The following is a 17,671-nucleotide window of genomic DNA, read 5'->3' as shown; positions in this document are numbered from 1 at the left end:
TAAATCTTAGGTAAAGAGAGGAGTTATAAATGGTTATCGCTGATAAAGTTATTTCGAGTGAAGCAGTATTTACAGGTTTAGAAAATGAAGCAAAGCCAGCTGCTATTGCGATTAAAGGTAACAAAATCATTGCGGTAGGTTCGATGGAGGAAATAAAACCATTTATAGGTTTAGACACGAAGGAATATCATTATGGCAACCAACTCATTATGCCAGGATTTCATGATGCGCACCTTCATCTCATGTTTGGTAGTCTTTTCTCGCATGCAAGTATCAATTTATCGGATGCTCATTCGGAAGAAGAAGTTGCTAGTTTAGTAAAGCAATTCTCGGAAAACGTGCATGCTGATGAGTGGATTATAGGCTATGGATGGGATCATACAAATTGGGCAGAGAAATGCCTGCCGACACGTTTTTCTTTAGACAAAGTAGTTCCTAATCGCCCGATTATTCTTTTCCACGCTGAAGGTCATTATTCGTGGGTTAATAGTTTAGCACTTGAAAATGCTAGGGTTACAAATGAAACTGAAGACCCTCCTAATGGTACGATTCAAAAAGATGAAAATAATGAAATCACAGGAATTCTTCTTGAAACAGCAATGAATTTAGTTGTGGATATTGCTCTCGCATTTCCGGATAAACGGAAAGAAGAATTGTTTGAAGAGTTCTTAAAAAAATCAGCTCAATTAGGCATTACATCAGTAAATGATTTGTTTGCAAGTAGTTTTGATAAGTTAAATAGTTTCGATATGTATAAGGCATATGATGAAGCTGGAAAACTTACGACTCGAATTCATCTTTACCCTGAGTTAAATGATGATATAGATAGAGCGATAAGCTTGCGTGAAAAGTACAATTCCGAAAAATTACAGCTTGCAGGACTTAAGCAGTTTATTGATGGCGTTGTAACTGGACATACCGCATACATGTTAGATCCTTACTTAGACAAACCTATAACACGAGGGAGTACTGCTTTTCCTGTAGAAACGATCAAAAACTGGGTGACAAAAGCGGACAAAGAAGGATTTCAAATTCGCTTCCATACAATTGGTGATGGTGCAGTTAGGCTTGCTCTAGATATTTTTGAAGCAGCAAGGATGGATAATGGTGTGAGAGATTCACGACATGCGCTAGAGCATATTGAAGTGATTCATCCGACAGATATTAAGAGATTTAAAGAATTGGGGGTTGTTCCATCTGTACAGCCTTCTCATCTAGCGTTGATGCCAAAAGAAAGTCATACTTTGCGTGTCGGTAAAGAGAAAGACCCTTATACGTATTTATGTAAAACGTTATACGATGCAGTCGAGTATATTGCTCTTGGTACAGACTATCCAATAGCAACATTAGATCCTTTTAAAGAAATTTTTCATGCGATTACGAGACTAGACTTTACTGGTGATTATGAGTGGAATAGTCAAGAGCAGATAACACTCGCAGAAGCGTTGAAAGCGTATACAAAAGGCTCAGCATACAGCACATTCAGAGAAAAAGATTTGGGTACATTAGAAGTTGGAAAATTAGCAGATATTATTGTACTAGATAAAAACCTCTTTGAAGTAGAAAATAAAGAAATTCTTCAAACGAAAGTTTTGTTAACAATTATGGATGGTGAAGTTGTTTATAGTGAATCAGTCTACTATCCTACTATTTTAGTTAATTGATCATTTTACTGGGAAGATTTTTTTATCTTTATTCAGCAGAAAACTCCCACCTCTATAGGCGGTGAGATGAATACGATTTTGGTACCTTTTCAGTGGGTGTCCAAACACCTACTGAAATAGAGGAACTCAGTCTAAGAACGCCACGTCCTGTGGCAACGACTGAGTGACCAACATCTTGTTGGCCCAAAGCCTCCGGCGGATGTCACGGATTTTCAAAGGAATGAATTGTGGTGGCACAATTCAAAATCCGGACGCAATTCCGCCAAGGCGTAATTGATTACTATTCGAGGAGTGAAAAAAATAAAACATCCAGTTAATTTGTCTAGATCGCTTTCTTTAACGTCTGTTGTTGTTACTGGGATGGCCTTTATGGCTTTAACTACAGTGTTTAGCACATACGGCATAGCCTCTAAAATATCTCATGGTATGGTCGCTGGATCGTATGTAATTGCATTAATTGTGATGATGTTTACGGCTCATAGTTATGGTCAAATGGCAAAAGCGTACCCCATTGCGGGATCTGCCTATACCTATGCGCAAAAAGCTATTAATTCTCATGTTGGTTTCTTAGTGGGATGGGCAATTTTAATGGATTATCTCTTGATCCCAATGGTTAACTTTTTACTATTTGGTATTTTCTTCTCAGCTGCTATACCTGAAGTTCCACAGTATGTTTGGATACTTACATTAGTAGTTCTTGTGACGTTTGTAAATGTTAGAGGTGTAAAGTTAAGCGCAAATATCAACATGATTGTAGTAGGCTTATCGGTATTATTTCTAATTGTCTTTTGCATCTTATCAGTTAAATCAATAGTAACTGGAACCGGGACTGGCATTTTATTTAACCTTGATCCCTTTATTAATACTGAGGAGTCATTTAAGTATATAGTTGCTGGTGCTGCACTATTATGTTTCTCTTTCCTCGGTTTTGATGCAGTTTCTACTTTTTCAGAAGAAGTAAAAAATCCGGAGAAAAACATACCGCGTGCAATATCTTTAGTAACAATAATTGGTGGATTATGTTTTGTAGTCGTATCTTATTTTGCACATAATGTTTGGCCAGATTATACGAGTTTTAAAGATGCTGATTCTGCTTCCTATGAAATTATTTTCCTAGTAGGCGGGAATGCCCTACAAGCAGCATTCCTAGCAAAAACTGCAGTGGTTGTATTTGGTTCCGCGTCCGCATCTCAAGCAAGTGCCGCACGTGTATTATACGCAATGGGAAGAGATGGACAATTACCTGAAAAATTTTTTGGAAAACTAAATAAAAGAACGAGAACCCCGGTTAACAACATTTTATTAATTGGTCTTTTATCATTATCTTCATTGTTTTTAAGTCTAACCATTGTCGCGTCTTTCATTAACTTTGGCGCCCTACTTGCATTTACTGCTGTGAATCTATCCGTTGTTTTTTTATATTACGGTAAGCGAAAAGAACGCTCCTTAAAGGGGATTATCTTCTATTTGATTTTTCCATTAATCGGAGCAGTACTTACAACTTGTTTGCTTTTCAACCTAGATGTTTATTCGATTGCTCTTGGTAGTGTTTGGTTAGGAATTGGTGTTATTTATTTATTATTTATGACAAAAGGTCTTAAGCATAAACCACCAGTGCTCAATACAGATCAAATTAATTAGTCGCAATTTAAAACATTAATGAAGCAGCTAAAAATATGTAAAGGGGATGGATGAATGACAGATAACACTACGCTCAAAAGGTCATTAGGTGTTTGGTCAATTGTTGCACTGGGATTAGGATATATGACGCCTACAGTGGTCTTTGATACGTTTGGAATTGTATCAAAATTAACAAATGGTGTAGTACCAATGGCGTATTTAGTCGCCTTGTTAGTGATGGTATTGACAGCGATTAGTTATGGAAAGATGGTACAGGTATTCCCGGCTGCTGGTTCAGCATATACATACACCCGGGAAACAATGGGGTCTCACCTAGGATTCCTCGTAGGATGGGCATCGTTATTAGATTATTTATTATTACCGTTAGTTAATGCATTAATTATTCGAATATATATGGAATCTCTGTTTCCGAATGTACCTGTTTGGATTTGGGTTTTTACTTATGTCATTGTAGTTACTGCAATTAATGCTTATAGTATGGAATCAACATCCAGCTTAAACTTTATACTCGTTGTTTTCACGATTTGTTTAATAGGTATCTTCATAATACTTGCTTCTGTACAACTTTATCAAGGTATGGGAAATGGTACTTTATTCACGATTCATCCACTATCACATGAAAATGTGAAATTAATAGCAGTTTTAACTGGGGCAACAGTAGTAGCTTTCTCGTTTATCGGTTTCGACGCAATAACAATGTATACGGAAGAAGCAAAGGATACATCAACAGTTCCTAGAGCAATCCTTCTAACTGTTTTAATCGGTGGGGGTATTTTCTTTATTGCTTCTTATTTTACACAAGCATTATTCCCGGATGTTTCTGTGTTCGAAAATGTAGATGATACATTGCCGGAAATTGGTTTATATGTAGGAGGGAAGTTATTCCAACTGCTTTTCATTGCAGGAGCTTTCGCTGCTACTGTAGCTTCAGGGCTTGCATCTCACGCAAGTGCATCTCGTTTGCTGTTTGTTATGGGCAGAAATGGTGTACTTCCTAAAAAAACTTTCGGATACTTACACCCTAAATTTAGAACGCCTGTTTTTACGATTGTTTTGACGGGAATCGTATCATTATTTGCAATAGGACCAAATTTAGAATTAATTGCTTCAGTCATTAACTTTGGGGCATTAATTGCATTCACATTCGTTAACCTATCTGTTATTGTTCATTTCTATATTCGTCAGAAAAGGAGATCAGGCAGTGAAACCTTTAAGTACTTAATTATGCCTTCTTTCGGAGCATTAGCTACTGGAGTTCTTTGGTATCATTTACACGCTGATGCATTTATAGGTGGAATCGTTTGGCTTATAATCGGAATCATTTACATGCTGTTTATAACAAGATTCTTTAAAAAAGAACTTGGAAGCATGGACTCTATTGATGACTTGGAGTCATTAGATAAAGAGATTTTTAATGAAGATAAGATTAAAGTCTTGAATTAACTATTTAGAGGATGAGAATCTCTTAGATAATCTTCCTCTTTTTAATGACACAAGAAGTAAATAAAGGAGTGATTGCTTTGAAAGAAAAAATCCGACTGTATATAGAAGAAAATAAAGAAGAATTATTTAAAACAATTCAAGATGTCGTACGTATAAAAAGCGTTGTTGGTAATGAACAAGAGATGCAAGTATACATGAAAAAAAAATATGAAGAACTTAACTTGATTTTGCATGAGATTGAACCAAAATATGAGAAGGTTTCAGCTCATGAAGCGTTTATTGATTCAGGTATTCCGTTTGAAGACCGAAAAAATATTATTGGAATACATAAAGGTGTCTCCAATGGTAAGTCATTAACGATTCATGGGCATGTAGATGTTGTTTCTCCAGAACCATATTCAAACTGGACGATGGACCCATGGAGTGGAGATATTATTGGAAACAAGTTATACGGTCGAGGCTCTGCCGATATGAAAGCAGGACTTATTTCAAATTTGTTCGCATTGAAAACATTAATTGATTTAGGTTATCCAATTGCTGGAGATGTTCAGCTACATTCAGTAATAGAAGAAGAAGCTGGTGGTGGAGGCGGAGCTTTAGCATGCTTGGAGGAAGGCTTCGTAACAGATGGGTACATTTCGACAGAGCCACATAATTTGAATATGACAATAAGTCATGGGGGAATTATGTATTTCCGAGTGTACGTAAAGGGAAGAACAGCGCATGCTGGTTTAGCGCATGAAGGCATAAATGCTATTTCAAAAATGATGAAAATCCTTAGTGCGCTGGATGAATTAAGTGAATGGCGTGCTAAAAATGTTAAGTTTGATTTATTTGAAAAGGGGTCTGGACAGTCCGTTCACTTAAACTTAGGTGTACTAAAAGCTGGGGACTGGGTATCGACAGTTCCAGGGGAAGCGATCCTCGAAGGAAGAATTGGTTTTATCCCAGGGGAAACTCGCGAAGAAATTAAGCAACTAGTACAAGACACGATTATGAAATCTGTCTTAGGCGATGAGTGGATGGATAAAAATCCACCTGTTATAGAGTGGTTTGGATGGTCAACGGAGCCATGGTACCAAGATCCTGAGAACCCTTTTGTAAAATTATTCATCGAAAATGCAGAAGATGTTATGGGACATAAAGTAATAATGGTTGGGAGAGCTGGAGGAAATGATGCACGATTTACTCAGTATTACGGAAAACAAGGATTGTGCTTTGGGCCAATTGGAGAAAATATGCATGGACCAGATGAATGTGTTCATTTAGATAGCGTAGTAGAAGTAGCTAATGTTTTGGCAAATTATATTATTAAGTGGAGCGAGAGTTAATCATCGTTAACTTTTGGGAATATTCATTTCAAACTAATATAGTATCTCTCATAATGCTTCTAACTTGGGTAGCTGAATGATTAGGGATATTGTGGAAAAAGGGGTTTAATGCAATTACACTAAAAAAACTTTTAATCGGGAAATTATTAGTGTGGAAAATGATTTGATAAAACAAATCTCTCTTAACAATTAAATCGACGAAACAATTCCTGTATTCAAAATTAATTGAAAATTAAATCAATTCATTTTCGAGATGTAAGTAAATCACATTTTAGTAGTTGGCTAGCTTATTGTTTATTAATTGTGAGTGTATTGTTTAAAAACATTTAAAAGAGAGGATGTATTTTTATGAAAAGAAATTATTCTGTTGAAGAACTTAAAGTGTTAGACCAAAAGCATTTTCTACACCCTACTTCACCAGTAAAGACGGAAAATGGACCGGGATTTATTTTTACAGAAGGAAAAGGTGTTTATCTGTATGATATTACAGGTAAAAAAGTTATTGATGGTATGTCTTCACTTTGGAATGTGAATATCGGACATGGTAGAACAGAACTCGGTGAAGTAGCGAAGGAACAAATGGATAAATTAGCCTTCAGTTCTTGTTTTGCAACGTTTAGTAATGAGCCTGCTATTCTATTAGCAAAAAAGTTAGCAGAATTAGCACCTGGTGATTTAAATACTACATTTTTTACGTCCGGTGGTTCCGAATCCAATGATAGCGCCTATAAATTGGCTCGTCATTATTGGATATTAAAAGGGGAAATTTCTCGAAAAAAAATTATCTCAAGATCGAGATCTTATCACGGGGTGGCAATCGGTGCTACAAGTGCGACGGGTTTAAAAGGATTTCGTGATTTTACAAATTCGAATGCACCGGATTTTCTATTCGTAGATCATTTTTCCATACAGGCTTTACGTGATTTGATTGAAACTGAAGGTCCAGAAACAATAGCTGCTTTCATCACCGAGCCAGTACAAGGTGCAGGGGGCGTGCATGTTGCACCGGATAATTATTTCAAAGAAATTCGTGAAATTTGCAATGAGTACGGTATTTTGATGATAACTGATGAAGTTATCACAGGATTTGGTAGGACGGGTAAGTTCTTTGCGATGGAACATTTTAATGTGGTACCGGATATGATGTGCTTTGCAAAAGGTGTTACTAGTGGATATGCACAATTAGGTGGTGTAATGATCTCAGAGAAAATACACCAAGAATTTTCTGAGTTATCAGAAGGAACTATATTGCATGGATACACTTATAGTGGTCATCCAATGGCTTGTGCAGTTGGGTTGAAAAACATTGAAATTATAGAGAAAGATAATTTAGTAGCAAATGCAGAAATTCGTGGTAAAGAGCTATTAGCAGGGTTAAAAGTATTACAAGCGAAGTATCCATTTATTGTAGATGCAAGAGGTTTAGGTTTAATGGCAGGTATAGAAATCTCTTATGAAGGAAGGCTCCTCGCTCCGCAAATAGTGTCAGAGGCAGCAAAGTTGGGATTAATATGTCGCTCTGTTGTACTAGATGCTCAAGATATTGTTGTATTTTCACCACCATTATCAATAAGCCAAAAGGAGTTAAGAGATTTATTAGATATTCTAGAAAAGGCGATTCAAGAAGTAGAGAATCAGGTATTGGCAAATAAGTTGTAATACGAAAGGTGAGGTAATTATAATGAGGAAAAATTTATTTATCAATGGGGATTGGGTGGAAGCAGCAGAGTATACAGAATTATGCTCTCCATATAGTAGCGAAGTCATTGCAGAAATACCGAAGGCAAATGTCGAGGAAGTAGAAGCAGCTTTAGTAGCTGCCGATGCTGCACGTAAAACGATGGCGAATATGCCTTTGTATAAGCGTGCGATTATTCTTGAAAAATTAGCTTCTTTATTAGAAGCACGTGCTGAAGAAGCAGCAGAGCTAATAGCACTAGAAGCAGCCAAGCCTATTTCAACCGCCAAAGCTGAAGTTCAGCGTACAATTCAAACGTATAAATTTGCTGCTGAAGAAGCAAAGCGAATACACGGAGAAACAATTCCTGTGGATGCTGCCCCCGGTGGAGACGGGCGCATTGCCTATACGGTTCGTGAACCATTAGGCATCGTGGCAGCTATTACACCTTTTAATTTCCCAATGAATCTAGTAGCTCATAAAGTAGGGCCAGCAATAGCATCAGGTAACACGGTTGTATTAAAACCTGCAAGTCAAACACCATTAACTTCCTATTTTATTGGTGAATTATTAGAAGAGGCAGGATTACCGAAGGGTGCGTTAAATATCGTTACTGGTGCAGGTTCTTTAATTGGTAACAAATTAGTCACGGATAATCGCGTGAAAAAGATTTCTTTTACAGGTAGCCCCGCTGTAGGTATTGGCATACGCAATCAAGCAGGTCTTAAGAAAGTAACGCTTGAATTGGGTTCTAATGCGGCTGTTATTATCGATGAAAATGTTGATATTGATAAATTAATTCCACGTGTCGTTTCCGGTGCATTTGCATTCCAAGGGCAGGTATGTATTTCAGTTCAACGAATCTATGTTCACGAAAAAATGTATGATTTGTTTGTAGATAAATTTGTAACAGCTACAAAAGAGTTGAAACTTGGTGATCCCCTAGATCCTACAACGGATGTTTCAGCCTTAATTAGTCCACAAGATGTAAAACGAACATTAAGTTGGATTGAAGAAGCAAAGGGGCAAGGGGCAATTATTGCAACTGGTGGAGAATCTGAAGGGAATATCTTACAACCTACCGTACTATTAAATGTAAAACCGGAGCAGAAGGTTTCCTGTCAGGAGGTATTCGCACCAATCGTATCTATTATGAAGTTTTCATCTATTCAAGAGGCATTTGAACAAGTAAATGACTCCAAATATGGTTTGCAAGCTGGTGTTTATTCAAATAATATCCATGTTGCTTTACAGGCAACGCAAAAACTCCATGTAGGTGGTGTCATTATAAATGATATTCCTACATTCCGTTTAGATCATCTACCATATGGTGGCGTAAAGGAAAGTGGTATGGGAAGAGAAGGGCTGAAGTATGCAATTGAGGAAATGACAGAAATGAAACTTGTAGTTATAAACCAAAACTAATAAAAAAATAGGTAGGAGGAAATATAATGATAATTGGTGTACCTAAAGAAATAAAAAATAATGAAAATCGAGTAGGAATTACTCCAGCAGGTGTTGTTGCTTACAAAAAAGGTGGTCATGAAGTAATAATTGAATCGAGTGCAGGGCTAGGTAGTGGATTTACAGACCAAGATTATTTAGATGTAGGCGCTCAAATTACTAAATCGACTAAGGAAGCTTGGGATGTTGATATGGTGATTAAAGTGAAGGAGCCGATTCAGGAGGAGTACAAATATTTTAAAGAGAATCTAATTCTCTACACATACCTACATTTAGCTCCAGAGCCAGAATTAACGAAAGCTTTGCTTGAAAGTAAAGTTACTGGAATTGCTTATGAAACAATTCAATTAGATTCAGGTGCCTTACCGTTATTAACGCCAATGAGTGAAGTTGCAGGCCGAATGTCTGTACAAATTGGTGCACAGTTTTTAGAAAATTCCAAAGGAGGAAAAGGGGTTCTCTTAGGTGGTATACCTGGTGTTGCACCTGGAAATGTAGTGATTATAGGTGCTGGAGTTGTCGGGACGAATGCTGCGAAAATGGCAGTAGGATTAGGTGCAAACGTAACAATTTTAGACGTTAATATTACACGCTTAAGTCAAATAGATGATATGTTCCAAGGACGTGTTCGTACACTTGCATCAAATACCTACAATATCGCTGAAGCAGTGAAAACAGCAGATTTGTTAATTGGTGCTGTGCTAATTCCAGGTTCACGTGCACCACAATTAGTTTCAAAAGAAATGATTCAAACGATGCAAAAGGGGTCTGTTGTAGTGGATGTAGCGGTAGATCAAGGGGGTTCTATTGAAACAATTGATCGAATTACTACTCATAGTAATCCTACTTATGAAGTATACGGGGTTGTGCATTACGCAGTTGCGAATATGCCAGGTGCTTGCGCGCGTACCTCAACAATGGGCTTGTCAAATGTAACTGTTCCATACGGTTTGCAAATAGCTAATAAAGGCTATCGCCAAGCTGCTTTAGATAATCCTGTTTTAGCGAAGGGGATAAACGTAGTAAATGGAAAAATAGTATATAAAGCGGTAGCTGATGCACATGGATTACCATATACGGATCTACAAGTAGAATTAGCAGCAGATTCAACTTCGGCGTTAGCAGTTAAATAGAATAAGAGAAATAATGTTATTTGATATGAACAGAAGGTGAAAATTGGTAGGGAACGTACGTAATCTACCAAGCTTTCACCTTCTTTTCTATTTTTAAATTTCGATAATTTTCAAAACACATGAAAGAGCTAGATTATGCGTAAGACCGTAATCAAATAACGAATATAAACAACCAGGCACCTCCGGTACGATAGACGTAACAATTAAAGGAGGTGCTTTTTAATTATTATTTTCTTTATCATTTGCTTTGGATATGGGGCAAGTGCATTAACCTTTGCAGCTGTACGTCAATCTTTTAAACTTGAAGAATCAGGAATTGTTTCAGGGATTGCGAATACGGGTGGCTTTCTAAGTGCTGTATTGCTACCCATCATTTTTGGCTATATATTGGATCATTTTCAATCAACTTCAGGAAATCTATTTGATGGATATTACTATGGTTTCATCACGCCGGTTATCTTCTCCATCGTTGGTTTGATTGGCGTGATTTTATTTAAGGAAAAACGTCAGAGCTTTAATAAGAATAATAAACAGGGGTAAAGAGCATGAAGCAAAGCAACCATTCTTTTGCTCTTGTTTTTTATTCCTTTATCAACCTGATTTATAGGGTAGAGGCTTATCACCAAAGTTGTGGATGACATTTTTTAAAATATATGCCCTGTATTACTTGCTCTTCGTTCCGGCTGGGCGCCCCCAGGAATCTTTCTCTGTGCGAAAGCGTAGCGACAGCAACAACAAATGTTTTCTGTAGCGTTAGCTACAAAGCGCCCAGTCGGAAGAGCCAAAAAAGGAGTTTGTCTCAGACGCAAGAGACAACTCTTTTCTTAGTATTGAAAAACAAAATGATCAAGGTAATCTTTGTGAATGTTTTCGTGTCGAGCCCCAAAATAGAATCACTAAAACTCCTTTCGTTCGTTTTATAGGAATACTTTGAAGATTTATCGAAACAAAATCGATCTTTATCGAAACTATTTGAGCTTTTATCGAAACAAAATCTCATTTTATCGAAACTATTTGGGCTTTTATCAAAAACAAGCTCTTTCTATCAAAGAAATCAACCACACGTTTTGATGAAGAGCCAGGGTATATAAAAACAGTAAGATATTAGGTATAATTATTATTTAAGAAAAGAAAAATTATGATTAGATTAAATCTAGTATAGAAGGGGGAGAAAACTTAAATTGACAAATAATAATAAAACGGTTATTCGTTCTATGGATATATTAAATTTATTTATCGATCATACTGAACTGTCATTTCAAGAAGTAATTGAGCTATCAGGAATTCCTAAAACCTCTGCTTTCCGCATGTTGAAATCTTTTGAGGAAATGGAATTTTTAGAGAAGGGAACTGATTCAAAATATAGGTTAGGTGTTCTCTTCCTTAAATTTGGACATCTAGTATCTATGCGCCTAGATGTGCGGAAAATTGCAGAACCAATTATGAATGAGTTACATAATGATGTAAAAGAAGCGATAAATTTAATCGTTCGTGATGGTGACGATGCTGTTTATATCGAGAAAATAGATACGAAGCAAAAAGTTCGACTCTACACAGCTATTGGTAGAAAAAGTCCTCTTTATGCAGGAGCATGCCCTCGTGCTGTATTATCCTTTTTACCGGATGCAGACATAAAGGAATATCTCGAATCGGTAGAACTTAAATCATTTGCAATGGGGACGATCACGGGAAAGGAAAGGCTTTTTGAAACGATTGTGCAGGCTAGAGATCTTGGTTATACAATCAGCCATTCAGAATTAGAAAATTATACATCTGCTGTTGCAGCACCGATTTACGATCATAAAGGGGAAGTCGTTGCGGCAATGAGTATTGCGGGACTAGAAACCAATTATCAAGGGGAAAACGTTGAAATTTTCGTCGATAAACTTAAAAAGGCTACCGCACAAATTTCTAAACAATTAGGGTATGAACAGCTTTAAAAAATGGGTAGTCTCAAAAGTTATTTGAGATTACCCATTTTGTGTTGGAGTTGCTGATTTTTAGAAAATATTATTATCTAAATATGCTATAACCTTTTTAAACGGAGCCCAAATGCTAATTCATTTCGTTTTCTTTCTTGATGAATTAATGCCAATTGAGCTTCTTCAAGAGTGACCTCTTTAAAATAGATTCGACCATTTGTTTGCATTTGTGCTAATGATGGTAAATCGGCAGCAATCACTTGAGCTATTTTAGGATATCCACCAGTTGTTTGACGATCTGCCATTAAAATAATTGGTTGCCCATTGGAGGGCACTTGAATCGTTCCGAATGTAACTCCTTCCGATAATAATTCAAATGGCTCTTTTAATTGAATAGCTTCTCCTTCTAATCGATAGCCCATTCGATCTGCGTGTGTTGTGATGGTGTAAGGTGTTGAAAGAAATTTTTTTAAACTCTCCTCATCGAAATGCTCATATTCAGAGCCTCTTATAAAGCGGATTGTTTGTGTTTTTTTTAATGAAACAAAGGATGTGTAATCAGCGGACCAAGGAAGGTACGTTGGTTCTTTTTTTAATTGTTCAAAAAGAGCCTCTCCTAACTCTGATCGTCTAACTAATTCAAAGACATCATTCTTCAGTAATTTTCTTCCTTGAAATCCTCCAATTCCAGCACGTATGTAGGTGCTTTTACTGTTCATCACTTCGGGCACTTGAATTCCGCCACTAATTGATACGTAAGCTCGGCAACCACTAATCGCAGTATTAAATTTCAAAACAGATCCTTTTTGAATTAAAAGTGGTCGCCACATTGGTGCTTCTTTGCCGTCTATTGTAGGTTGCAAATTACCACCTGTAATAGCGATCAGTTCATCCGTTTCGAATAAAAGGGATGTTCCATAAAGTGTCACCTCAAGAGCGCCTTCTCCTTCCGAATTACCAACAAGTAAATTCGCAATTCGTAAGGAATTTGAATCCATTGCTCCTCCGACGATAATACCAAACTTTTGTAGCCTATATCTTCCTAGGTCTTGAATGGTTGCCAGCATACCTGGCTGTAATACTTTTATGCCCATGTTTTCATCTCCCAGTCGCTCTTATATTCTTCCAACGAAATTGGTACAAACTGAATTCGATCACCAGGTTGTAATAAGGTTGGAGGAGATTGTTCAGGTAGAAACAAACGAGAAGGTGTTCGTCCGATAATTTGCCATCCCCCTGGAGTTTCTAATGGATAAATACCTGTTTGATTTCCCGCAATTCCAACAGACCCCGGAGTAATCGATAACCGTGGAGTTTCTTTACGAGGTGTTGCTATTCGTTTGTCCATTCCTCCCATAAACGGAAAACCTGGAGCAAAGCCTATCATGTAAACAAGATATTCCACAGAAGAATGAATGTTAATCACTTCATTAGGTGTTAAACCATGATAAGAGGCTACAAATTCTAAATCTGGTCCCATTTCACCACCATATACTACAGGGATTTTTACGACACGTGCCTTCGTTGTTTCAACTATGTGAGATTGATTCATTAAAGAAAGAATTGTTGCTTTCACCTTTTCGTAAGGCATTTCGCCTTCTTTTCCTATATTTGAAAAGTATACTTCAATCGGATTGTAATAAACCGTCACATTATTATAGGCAGGTACAACTTCGATGAATCCTTTAAATGGATTTCTCTCTAATAAGTTCAATATATTTTTAACTTTGTTGTGATTTGCCTCACTGATTCCTTCACCTACATGTATAACTAGTGCAGAATCACTCAAAGGTCTTATCTGTACATTCTCTTTTAAATTCATCATAAAAACCATCTCCTGAAGTTTCGTAATTCGGTATGTGAGTTTTAAATAACGGATTATTAATATTATATTTAAACAATAAACGAAAACAAGTTTAATTTAAATGAAAATTTCAAAAAAAAAATTCTTTCTCAAAATTTTAAATTTATACTTTTCAGTAATAATAAAATATGATAAGATTTTTTTAAATTTCAAAACTTAAGTTCCGAATATCGGTACAGAATGTTTGAAAACGTATTCAGTGTAACTATTTTAGTGGGAAGAAAATGGGGGAAGAAGATGTTTCGAGTTGATTTAAACTGTGATTTAGGGGAAAGTTTTGGTCGTTATCGACTTGGAGAGCAAGAAGAAATCTTAAAATATGTAACTTCTGCTAATATTGCTTGTGGATTCCATGCTGGAGATCCAACAGTCATGCGAGAGACAGTTAAGCTAGCCATTGCTAATGGTGTGAAAATCGGGGCACATCCAGGATTACCGGATTTAAATGGCTTTGGACGACGTGAGATGAACATCACACCACAGGAAGCCTATGATATGGTCATTTATCAAGTTGGAGCATTGCAAGGTTTTCTAACGACTTACAATGAAACGATGCAGCATGTTAAACCACATGGAGCACTTTATAATATGGCTGCTAAAAATCCAGCGATTGCTGAGGCAATCGCACAAGCCATTTATGATATTTCACCTTCACTTGTGTTATTCGGTCTCTCAGGTAGTGAATTAACAAAAGCCGGAGAAAAAGTAGGGCTTCAAACAGCCCATGAAGTGTTTGCAGATCGTACCTATCAGAAGGATGGTTCTTTAACATCTCGTAAACAACCTGATGCATTGATTACCGATAAAGAACAAGCTGTGAATCAAGTTGTGAGAATGGTGAAAGAGGGAATTGTGCTGTCACAACAGAAAATCGATGTCCCATTACAGGCAAATACTATTTGTATTCATGGGGATGGGGAACATGCTGTAGAATTTGCAGAATATATTCATTCAAGATTAGCAGATCATCAAATATCAGTACGTGCAATCAAGGAGGGGTAAGCCAATGGTAGCAAAAAAATCGGAAGTTAGTGAAGCGGGAATCGAGCAAGAGAAAAAAGGTAAATTTGTTAAGAAAACAGCAAGTAAAAGTGTGTTAATAGGAGCTGCCTTTTTAATGGCTACCTCATCTATTGGACCAGGTTTTTTAACACAAACGACAGTATTTACACAGCAATTAGCGGCTAGCTTTGGATTTGTAATTTTAATCTCATTAATTCTAGATATTGTCGCACAGGTAAACGTTTGGCGAATCATTGCTGTTTCTGGCTTGCGTGGGCAAGAAATTGCCAATAAGGTGTTACCTGGATTAGGTGTTATCCTTGCAATTATGATTGTTACAGGTGGTTTAGCATTTAATATTGGGAACGTTGCTGGAGCTGGATTAGGGTTAAATGCAATGCTTGGCGTAAATCCAATTATGGGTGCCATTGTAAGTGCACTTTTTGCTATTTTTATATTTATCTATAAAGAAGCAGGAAAGGCAATGGACAAGGTTGCGCAAATTGCTGGCGGTGTCATGATTCTCCTCATGCTATTCGTTGCTTTTAAAACTTCACCACCTGTAGGAGATGCGATTGTAAACACCGTTTGGCCTAAAGAAATTAGCTGGTTTGCGATTGTAACTTTGGTTGGTGGATCAGTTGGGGGTTACATTACTTTTGCTGGTGGTCACCGCCTTTTGGACGCTGGCATCAAAGGACAAGAATCCTTGCCAGAAGTAACAAAAAGCTCTGTGACAGGGATATTGATTACTGGCGTAATGCGTATTGCTTTATTTTTAGCTGTTCTTGGTGTTGTTTCAAAAGGTTTAGTTATTGATCCTGCCAATCCACCTGCATCTGTATTCCAATTAGCTGCGGGTAATATCGGTTATCGTATGTTTGGTATGATTATGTGGGCTGCAGCGATTACTTCTGTTGTAGGTGCAGCTTATACATCCGTTTCATTTATTCGTTCATTCCACCCTAACATTGAAAAATATCATAATTGGGTGATTATAGCATTTATCGTCATTTCAACAACAACTTTTGCCTTGGTTGGAAAGCCTGTTAATGTGTTAATTTTGGTAGGTGCATTAAATGCACTAGTTTTACCATTATCACTTGGTATTATATTAGTTGCTGCACACAAAAAAGAAATTGTTGGTACATATAGGCATCCACGTTGGTTAACTGTCACTGGAGCAATGGTAGTTGTTCTTATGGGATATCTCAGCATTGTTACATTATTTGAAGAAATTCCAAAAATTCTTAGTTAATCTAACAACCAAACAACCATCCATGAGCATCTTTTCATGGATGGTTAATTTATCTTTATTCAGCAGAAGACTCCCACCTCTATAGGTGGTGAGATGAATGCGATTTTTGTACCTTTTCAGTGGGTATCCAAACACCTACTGAATAAAAATAAAAGCCTCCGGCGGATGTCACGGATTTTCAAAGGAATGAATTGTGCTGGCACAATTCAAAATCCGGACGCAATTACGCCAAGGCATAATTGATAAGGAGTGAATTGATGATGACAACATATAGTGCTTTAGAGCCGAATGAAATCCGAAAACTAATTCGCAATCAAGAAATTTCTGGACCAACTTCTGGCATGTCGATTGGGTTTACCCAAGCAAATTTAGTGATTTTGAAGAAGGAGCATGCCTTTGACTTTCTACTATTTTGTCAGCGAAATCCAAAGCCATGTCCATTATTAGACGTGACAGAACCTGGATCATTTATACCTTCAAAAATTGCAAAAAATGCAGATATTCGCAAGGACATTCCGAAATATCGTATTTATCGGGATGGTATTTTAACTGAAGAAGTATTAGATATTACAGATTATTGGGAAGAGGATATGGTAGGTTTTTTAATAGGGTGTAGCTTTACATTTGAAACATCTCTTCTTGAAGCTGGTATTCCAATAAGACATATTCAAGAGAATGGTAATGTGCCAATGTATAAAACAAATATCGCGTGTGAGAAAGCAGGTGTGTTTGAAGGACCAACTGTTGTCAGTATGCGCCCTATGACTCCAGAGGATGCCATTCGTGCAATCCAAATTACTTCGCGCTTTCCAAATGTACACGGTGCACCAATTCATATTGGTAGTCCAGAACAGATAGGTATTACGGATATTTCAAAACCAGATTTCGGTGATGCCGTGTCCATTAAGTCAGGGGAAGTACCAGTATTTTGGGCTTGTGGCGTAACCCCTCAGGCAGTAGCAATGGAAAGTAAACCTTCTATTATAATTACCCATGCACCGGGTCATATGCTAATCACTGATATAAAGGAAACAAGTTTGAGCATACTTTAAGGAATGATCGAGGACGTCTATTTATAGTAAGCGTCAAGGGGATGGGACAAAACCAATTTCTGAAATCTAAAAAGCTGGTGAAGTTTTACGACGAGTAAAATTCCATCAGCTTTGATTTTTTTTATAAGGCTCTGTTAAATAATATTGTTGATTTTTAATATTTACAAAGGACTTCAGTATTTAGAAGTCCTTTGTACTCAATAAATTACATTCCTAAAA

Annotated in this window: 13 protein-coding genes and 1 pseudogene; 12 read left to right on the top strand and 2 right to left on the bottom strand. The window is 37.0% G+C overall.

The features are described from left to right. Positions 1-29: 29 nt before the first annotated feature. From B1B04_RS12125 to B1B04_RS12085, 9 genes and pseudogenes are all read left to right on the top strand, one after another. Positions 30-1,664: an amidohydrolase gene (locus B1B04_RS12125; protein WP_079561712.1), complete on the top strand. Its 1,635-nt coding sequence runs from the start codon at positions 30-32 to the stop codon at positions 1,662-1,664. A gap of 369 nt (positions 1,665-2,033) precedes the next feature. Then, positions 2,034-3,305 (top strand): APC family permease, encoded by a 1,272-nt coding sequence (locus B1B04_RS12120; protein ID WP_240518282.1) that lies wholly within the window; start codon positions 2,034-2,036, stop codon positions 3,303-3,305. A gap of 54 nt (positions 3,306-3,359) precedes the next feature. Continuing rightward, the gene (locus B1B04_RS12115; protein ID WP_079561711.1) at positions 3,360-4,748 is read left to right on the top strand and encodes an APC family permease; all 1,389 of its coding nucleotides are present in this window, start codon (positions 3,360-3,362) and stop codon (positions 4,746-4,748) included. 77 nt (positions 4,749-4,825) lie between these two features. After that, a complete protein-coding gene (locus B1B04_RS12110) occupies positions 4,826-6,079 on the top strand; it encodes an ArgE/DapE family deacylase (RefSeq protein ID WP_170938967.1) in 1,254 nt (417 codons plus the stop codon). Between the two features lie 348 nt (positions 6,080-6,427). Continuing rightward, positions 6,428-7,738: an aminotransferase family protein gene (locus tag B1B04_RS12105; RefSeq protein WP_079561709.1), complete on the top strand. Its 1,311-nt coding sequence runs from the start codon at positions 6,428-6,430 to the stop codon at positions 7,736-7,738. Positions 7,739-7,760: 22 nt separating this feature from the next. Then, the gene (locus B1B04_RS12100; protein ID WP_079561708.1) at positions 7,761-9,182 is read left to right on the top strand and encodes an aldehyde dehydrogenase family protein; all 1,422 of its coding nucleotides are present in this window, start codon (positions 7,761-7,763) and stop codon (positions 9,180-9,182) included. 26 nt (positions 9,183-9,208) lie between these two features. Further along, complete coding sequence (ald, locus tag B1B04_RS12095; protein ID WP_079561707.1) at positions 9,209-10,354, top strand: alanine dehydrogenase; 1,146 nt, start codon at positions 9,209-9,211, stop codon at positions 10,352-10,354. Positions 10,355-10,573: 219 nt separating this feature from the next. Beyond that, positions 10,574-10,894 (top strand): annotated as a pseudogene (locus tag B1B04_RS26165) (MFS transporter); the annotation flags it as partial. A 641-nt stretch (positions 10,895-11,535) separates the two neighbouring features. Then, positions 11,536-12,294 (top strand): IclR family transcriptional regulator, encoded by a 759-nt coding sequence (locus B1B04_RS12085; protein ID WP_079561706.1) that lies wholly within the window; start codon positions 11,536-11,538, stop codon positions 12,292-12,294. 86 nt (positions 12,295-12,380) lie between these two features. Here the strand turns inward: B1B04_RS12085 and B1B04_RS12080 are convergent, their stop codons facing one another. Together B1B04_RS12080 and pxpB are read right to left on the bottom strand one after the other, a co-directional pair. After that, a complete protein-coding gene (locus B1B04_RS12080; protein WP_079561705.1) occupies positions 12,381-13,370 on the bottom strand; it encodes a 5-oxoprolinase subunit C family protein in 990 nt (329 codons plus the stop codon). After that, on the bottom strand, positions 13,361-14,101 hold the full coding sequence (gene pxpB, locus B1B04_RS12075) for a 5-oxoprolinase subunit PxpB (protein WP_079561704.1): 741 nt from the start codon (positions 14,099-14,101) through the stop codon (positions 13,361-13,363). The genes B1B04_RS12080 and pxpB overlap by 10 nt, the downstream gene beginning before the upstream one ends. A gap of 276 nt (positions 14,102-14,377) precedes the next feature. On the opposite strand from pxpB, the gene B1B04_RS12070 reads away from it, so the two are divergent. The 3 genes from B1B04_RS12070 (at position 14,378) to B1B04_RS12060 (ending at position 17,452) form a co-directional block, all read left to right on the top strand. After that, the gene (locus B1B04_RS12070; RefSeq protein ID WP_079561703.1) at positions 14,378-15,142 is read left to right on the top strand and encodes a LamB/YcsF family protein; all 765 of its coding nucleotides are present in this window, start codon (positions 14,378-14,380) and stop codon (positions 15,140-15,142) included. Positions 15,143-15,146: 4 nt separating this feature from the next. Further along, a complete protein-coding gene (locus tag B1B04_RS12065) occupies positions 15,147-16,400 on the top strand; it encodes an NRAMP family divalent metal transporter (protein WP_079561702.1) in 1,254 nt (417 codons plus the stop codon). A 260-nt stretch (positions 16,401-16,660) separates the two neighbouring features. Further along, positions 16,661-17,452 (top strand): putative hydro-lyase, encoded by a 792-nt coding sequence (locus tag B1B04_RS12060; RefSeq protein WP_079561834.1) that lies wholly within the window; start codon positions 16,661-16,663, stop codon positions 17,450-17,452. Positions 17,453-17,671: the final 219 nt, after the last annotated feature.

The organism is Lysinibacillus sp. KCTC 33748, from assembly GCF_002237755.1.
Lineage (GTDB): Bacteria > Bacillota > Bacilli > Bacillales_A > Planococcaceae > Lysinibacillus.
This window is presented reverse-complemented; position numbering and strand designations above follow the sequence as displayed.

Bases quoted from the DNA above. Each gene is read 5' to 3' on its own strand.
- B1B04_RS12125 (WP_079561712.1), top strand. From the start codon at position 30: ATGGTTATCGCTGATAAAGTTATTTCGAGTGAAGCAGTATTTACAGGT.
- B1B04_RS12120 (WP_240518282.1), top strand. From the start codon at position 2,034: ATGGCTTTAACTACAGTGTTTAGCACATACGGCATAGCCTCTAAAATA.
- B1B04_RS12115 (WP_079561711.1), top strand. From the start codon at position 3,360: ATGACAGATAACACTACGCTCAAAAGGTCATTAGGTGTTTGGTCAATT.
- B1B04_RS12105 (WP_079561709.1), top strand. From the start codon at position 6,428: ATGAAAAGAAATTATTCTGTTGAAGAACTTAAAGTGTTAGACCAAAAG.
- B1B04_RS12100 (WP_079561708.1), top strand. From the start codon at position 7,761: ATGAGGAAAAATTTATTTATCAATGGGGATTGGGTGGAAGCAGCAGAG.
- ald (WP_079561707.1), top strand. From the start codon at position 9,209: ATGATAATTGGTGTACCTAAAGAAATAAAAAATAATGAAAATCGAGTA.
- B1B04_RS12080 (WP_079561705.1), bottom strand. From the start codon at position 13,370: ATGGGCATAAAAGTATTACAGCCAGGTATGCTGGCAACCATTCAAGAC.
- pxpB (WP_079561704.1), bottom strand. From the start codon at position 14,101: ATGATGAATTTAAAAGAGAATGTACAGATAAGACCTTTGAGTGATTCT.
- B1B04_RS12070 (WP_079561703.1), top strand. From the start codon at position 14,378: ATGTTTCGAGTTGATTTAAACTGTGATTTAGGGGAAAGTTTTGGTCGT.
- B1B04_RS12065 (WP_079561702.1), top strand. From the start codon at position 15,147: ATGGTAGCAAAAAAATCGGAAGTTAGTGAAGCGGGAATCGAGCAAGAG.
- B1B04_RS12060 (WP_079561834.1), top strand. From the start codon at position 16,661: ATGACAACATATAGTGCTTTAGAGCCGAATGAAATCCGAAAACTAATT.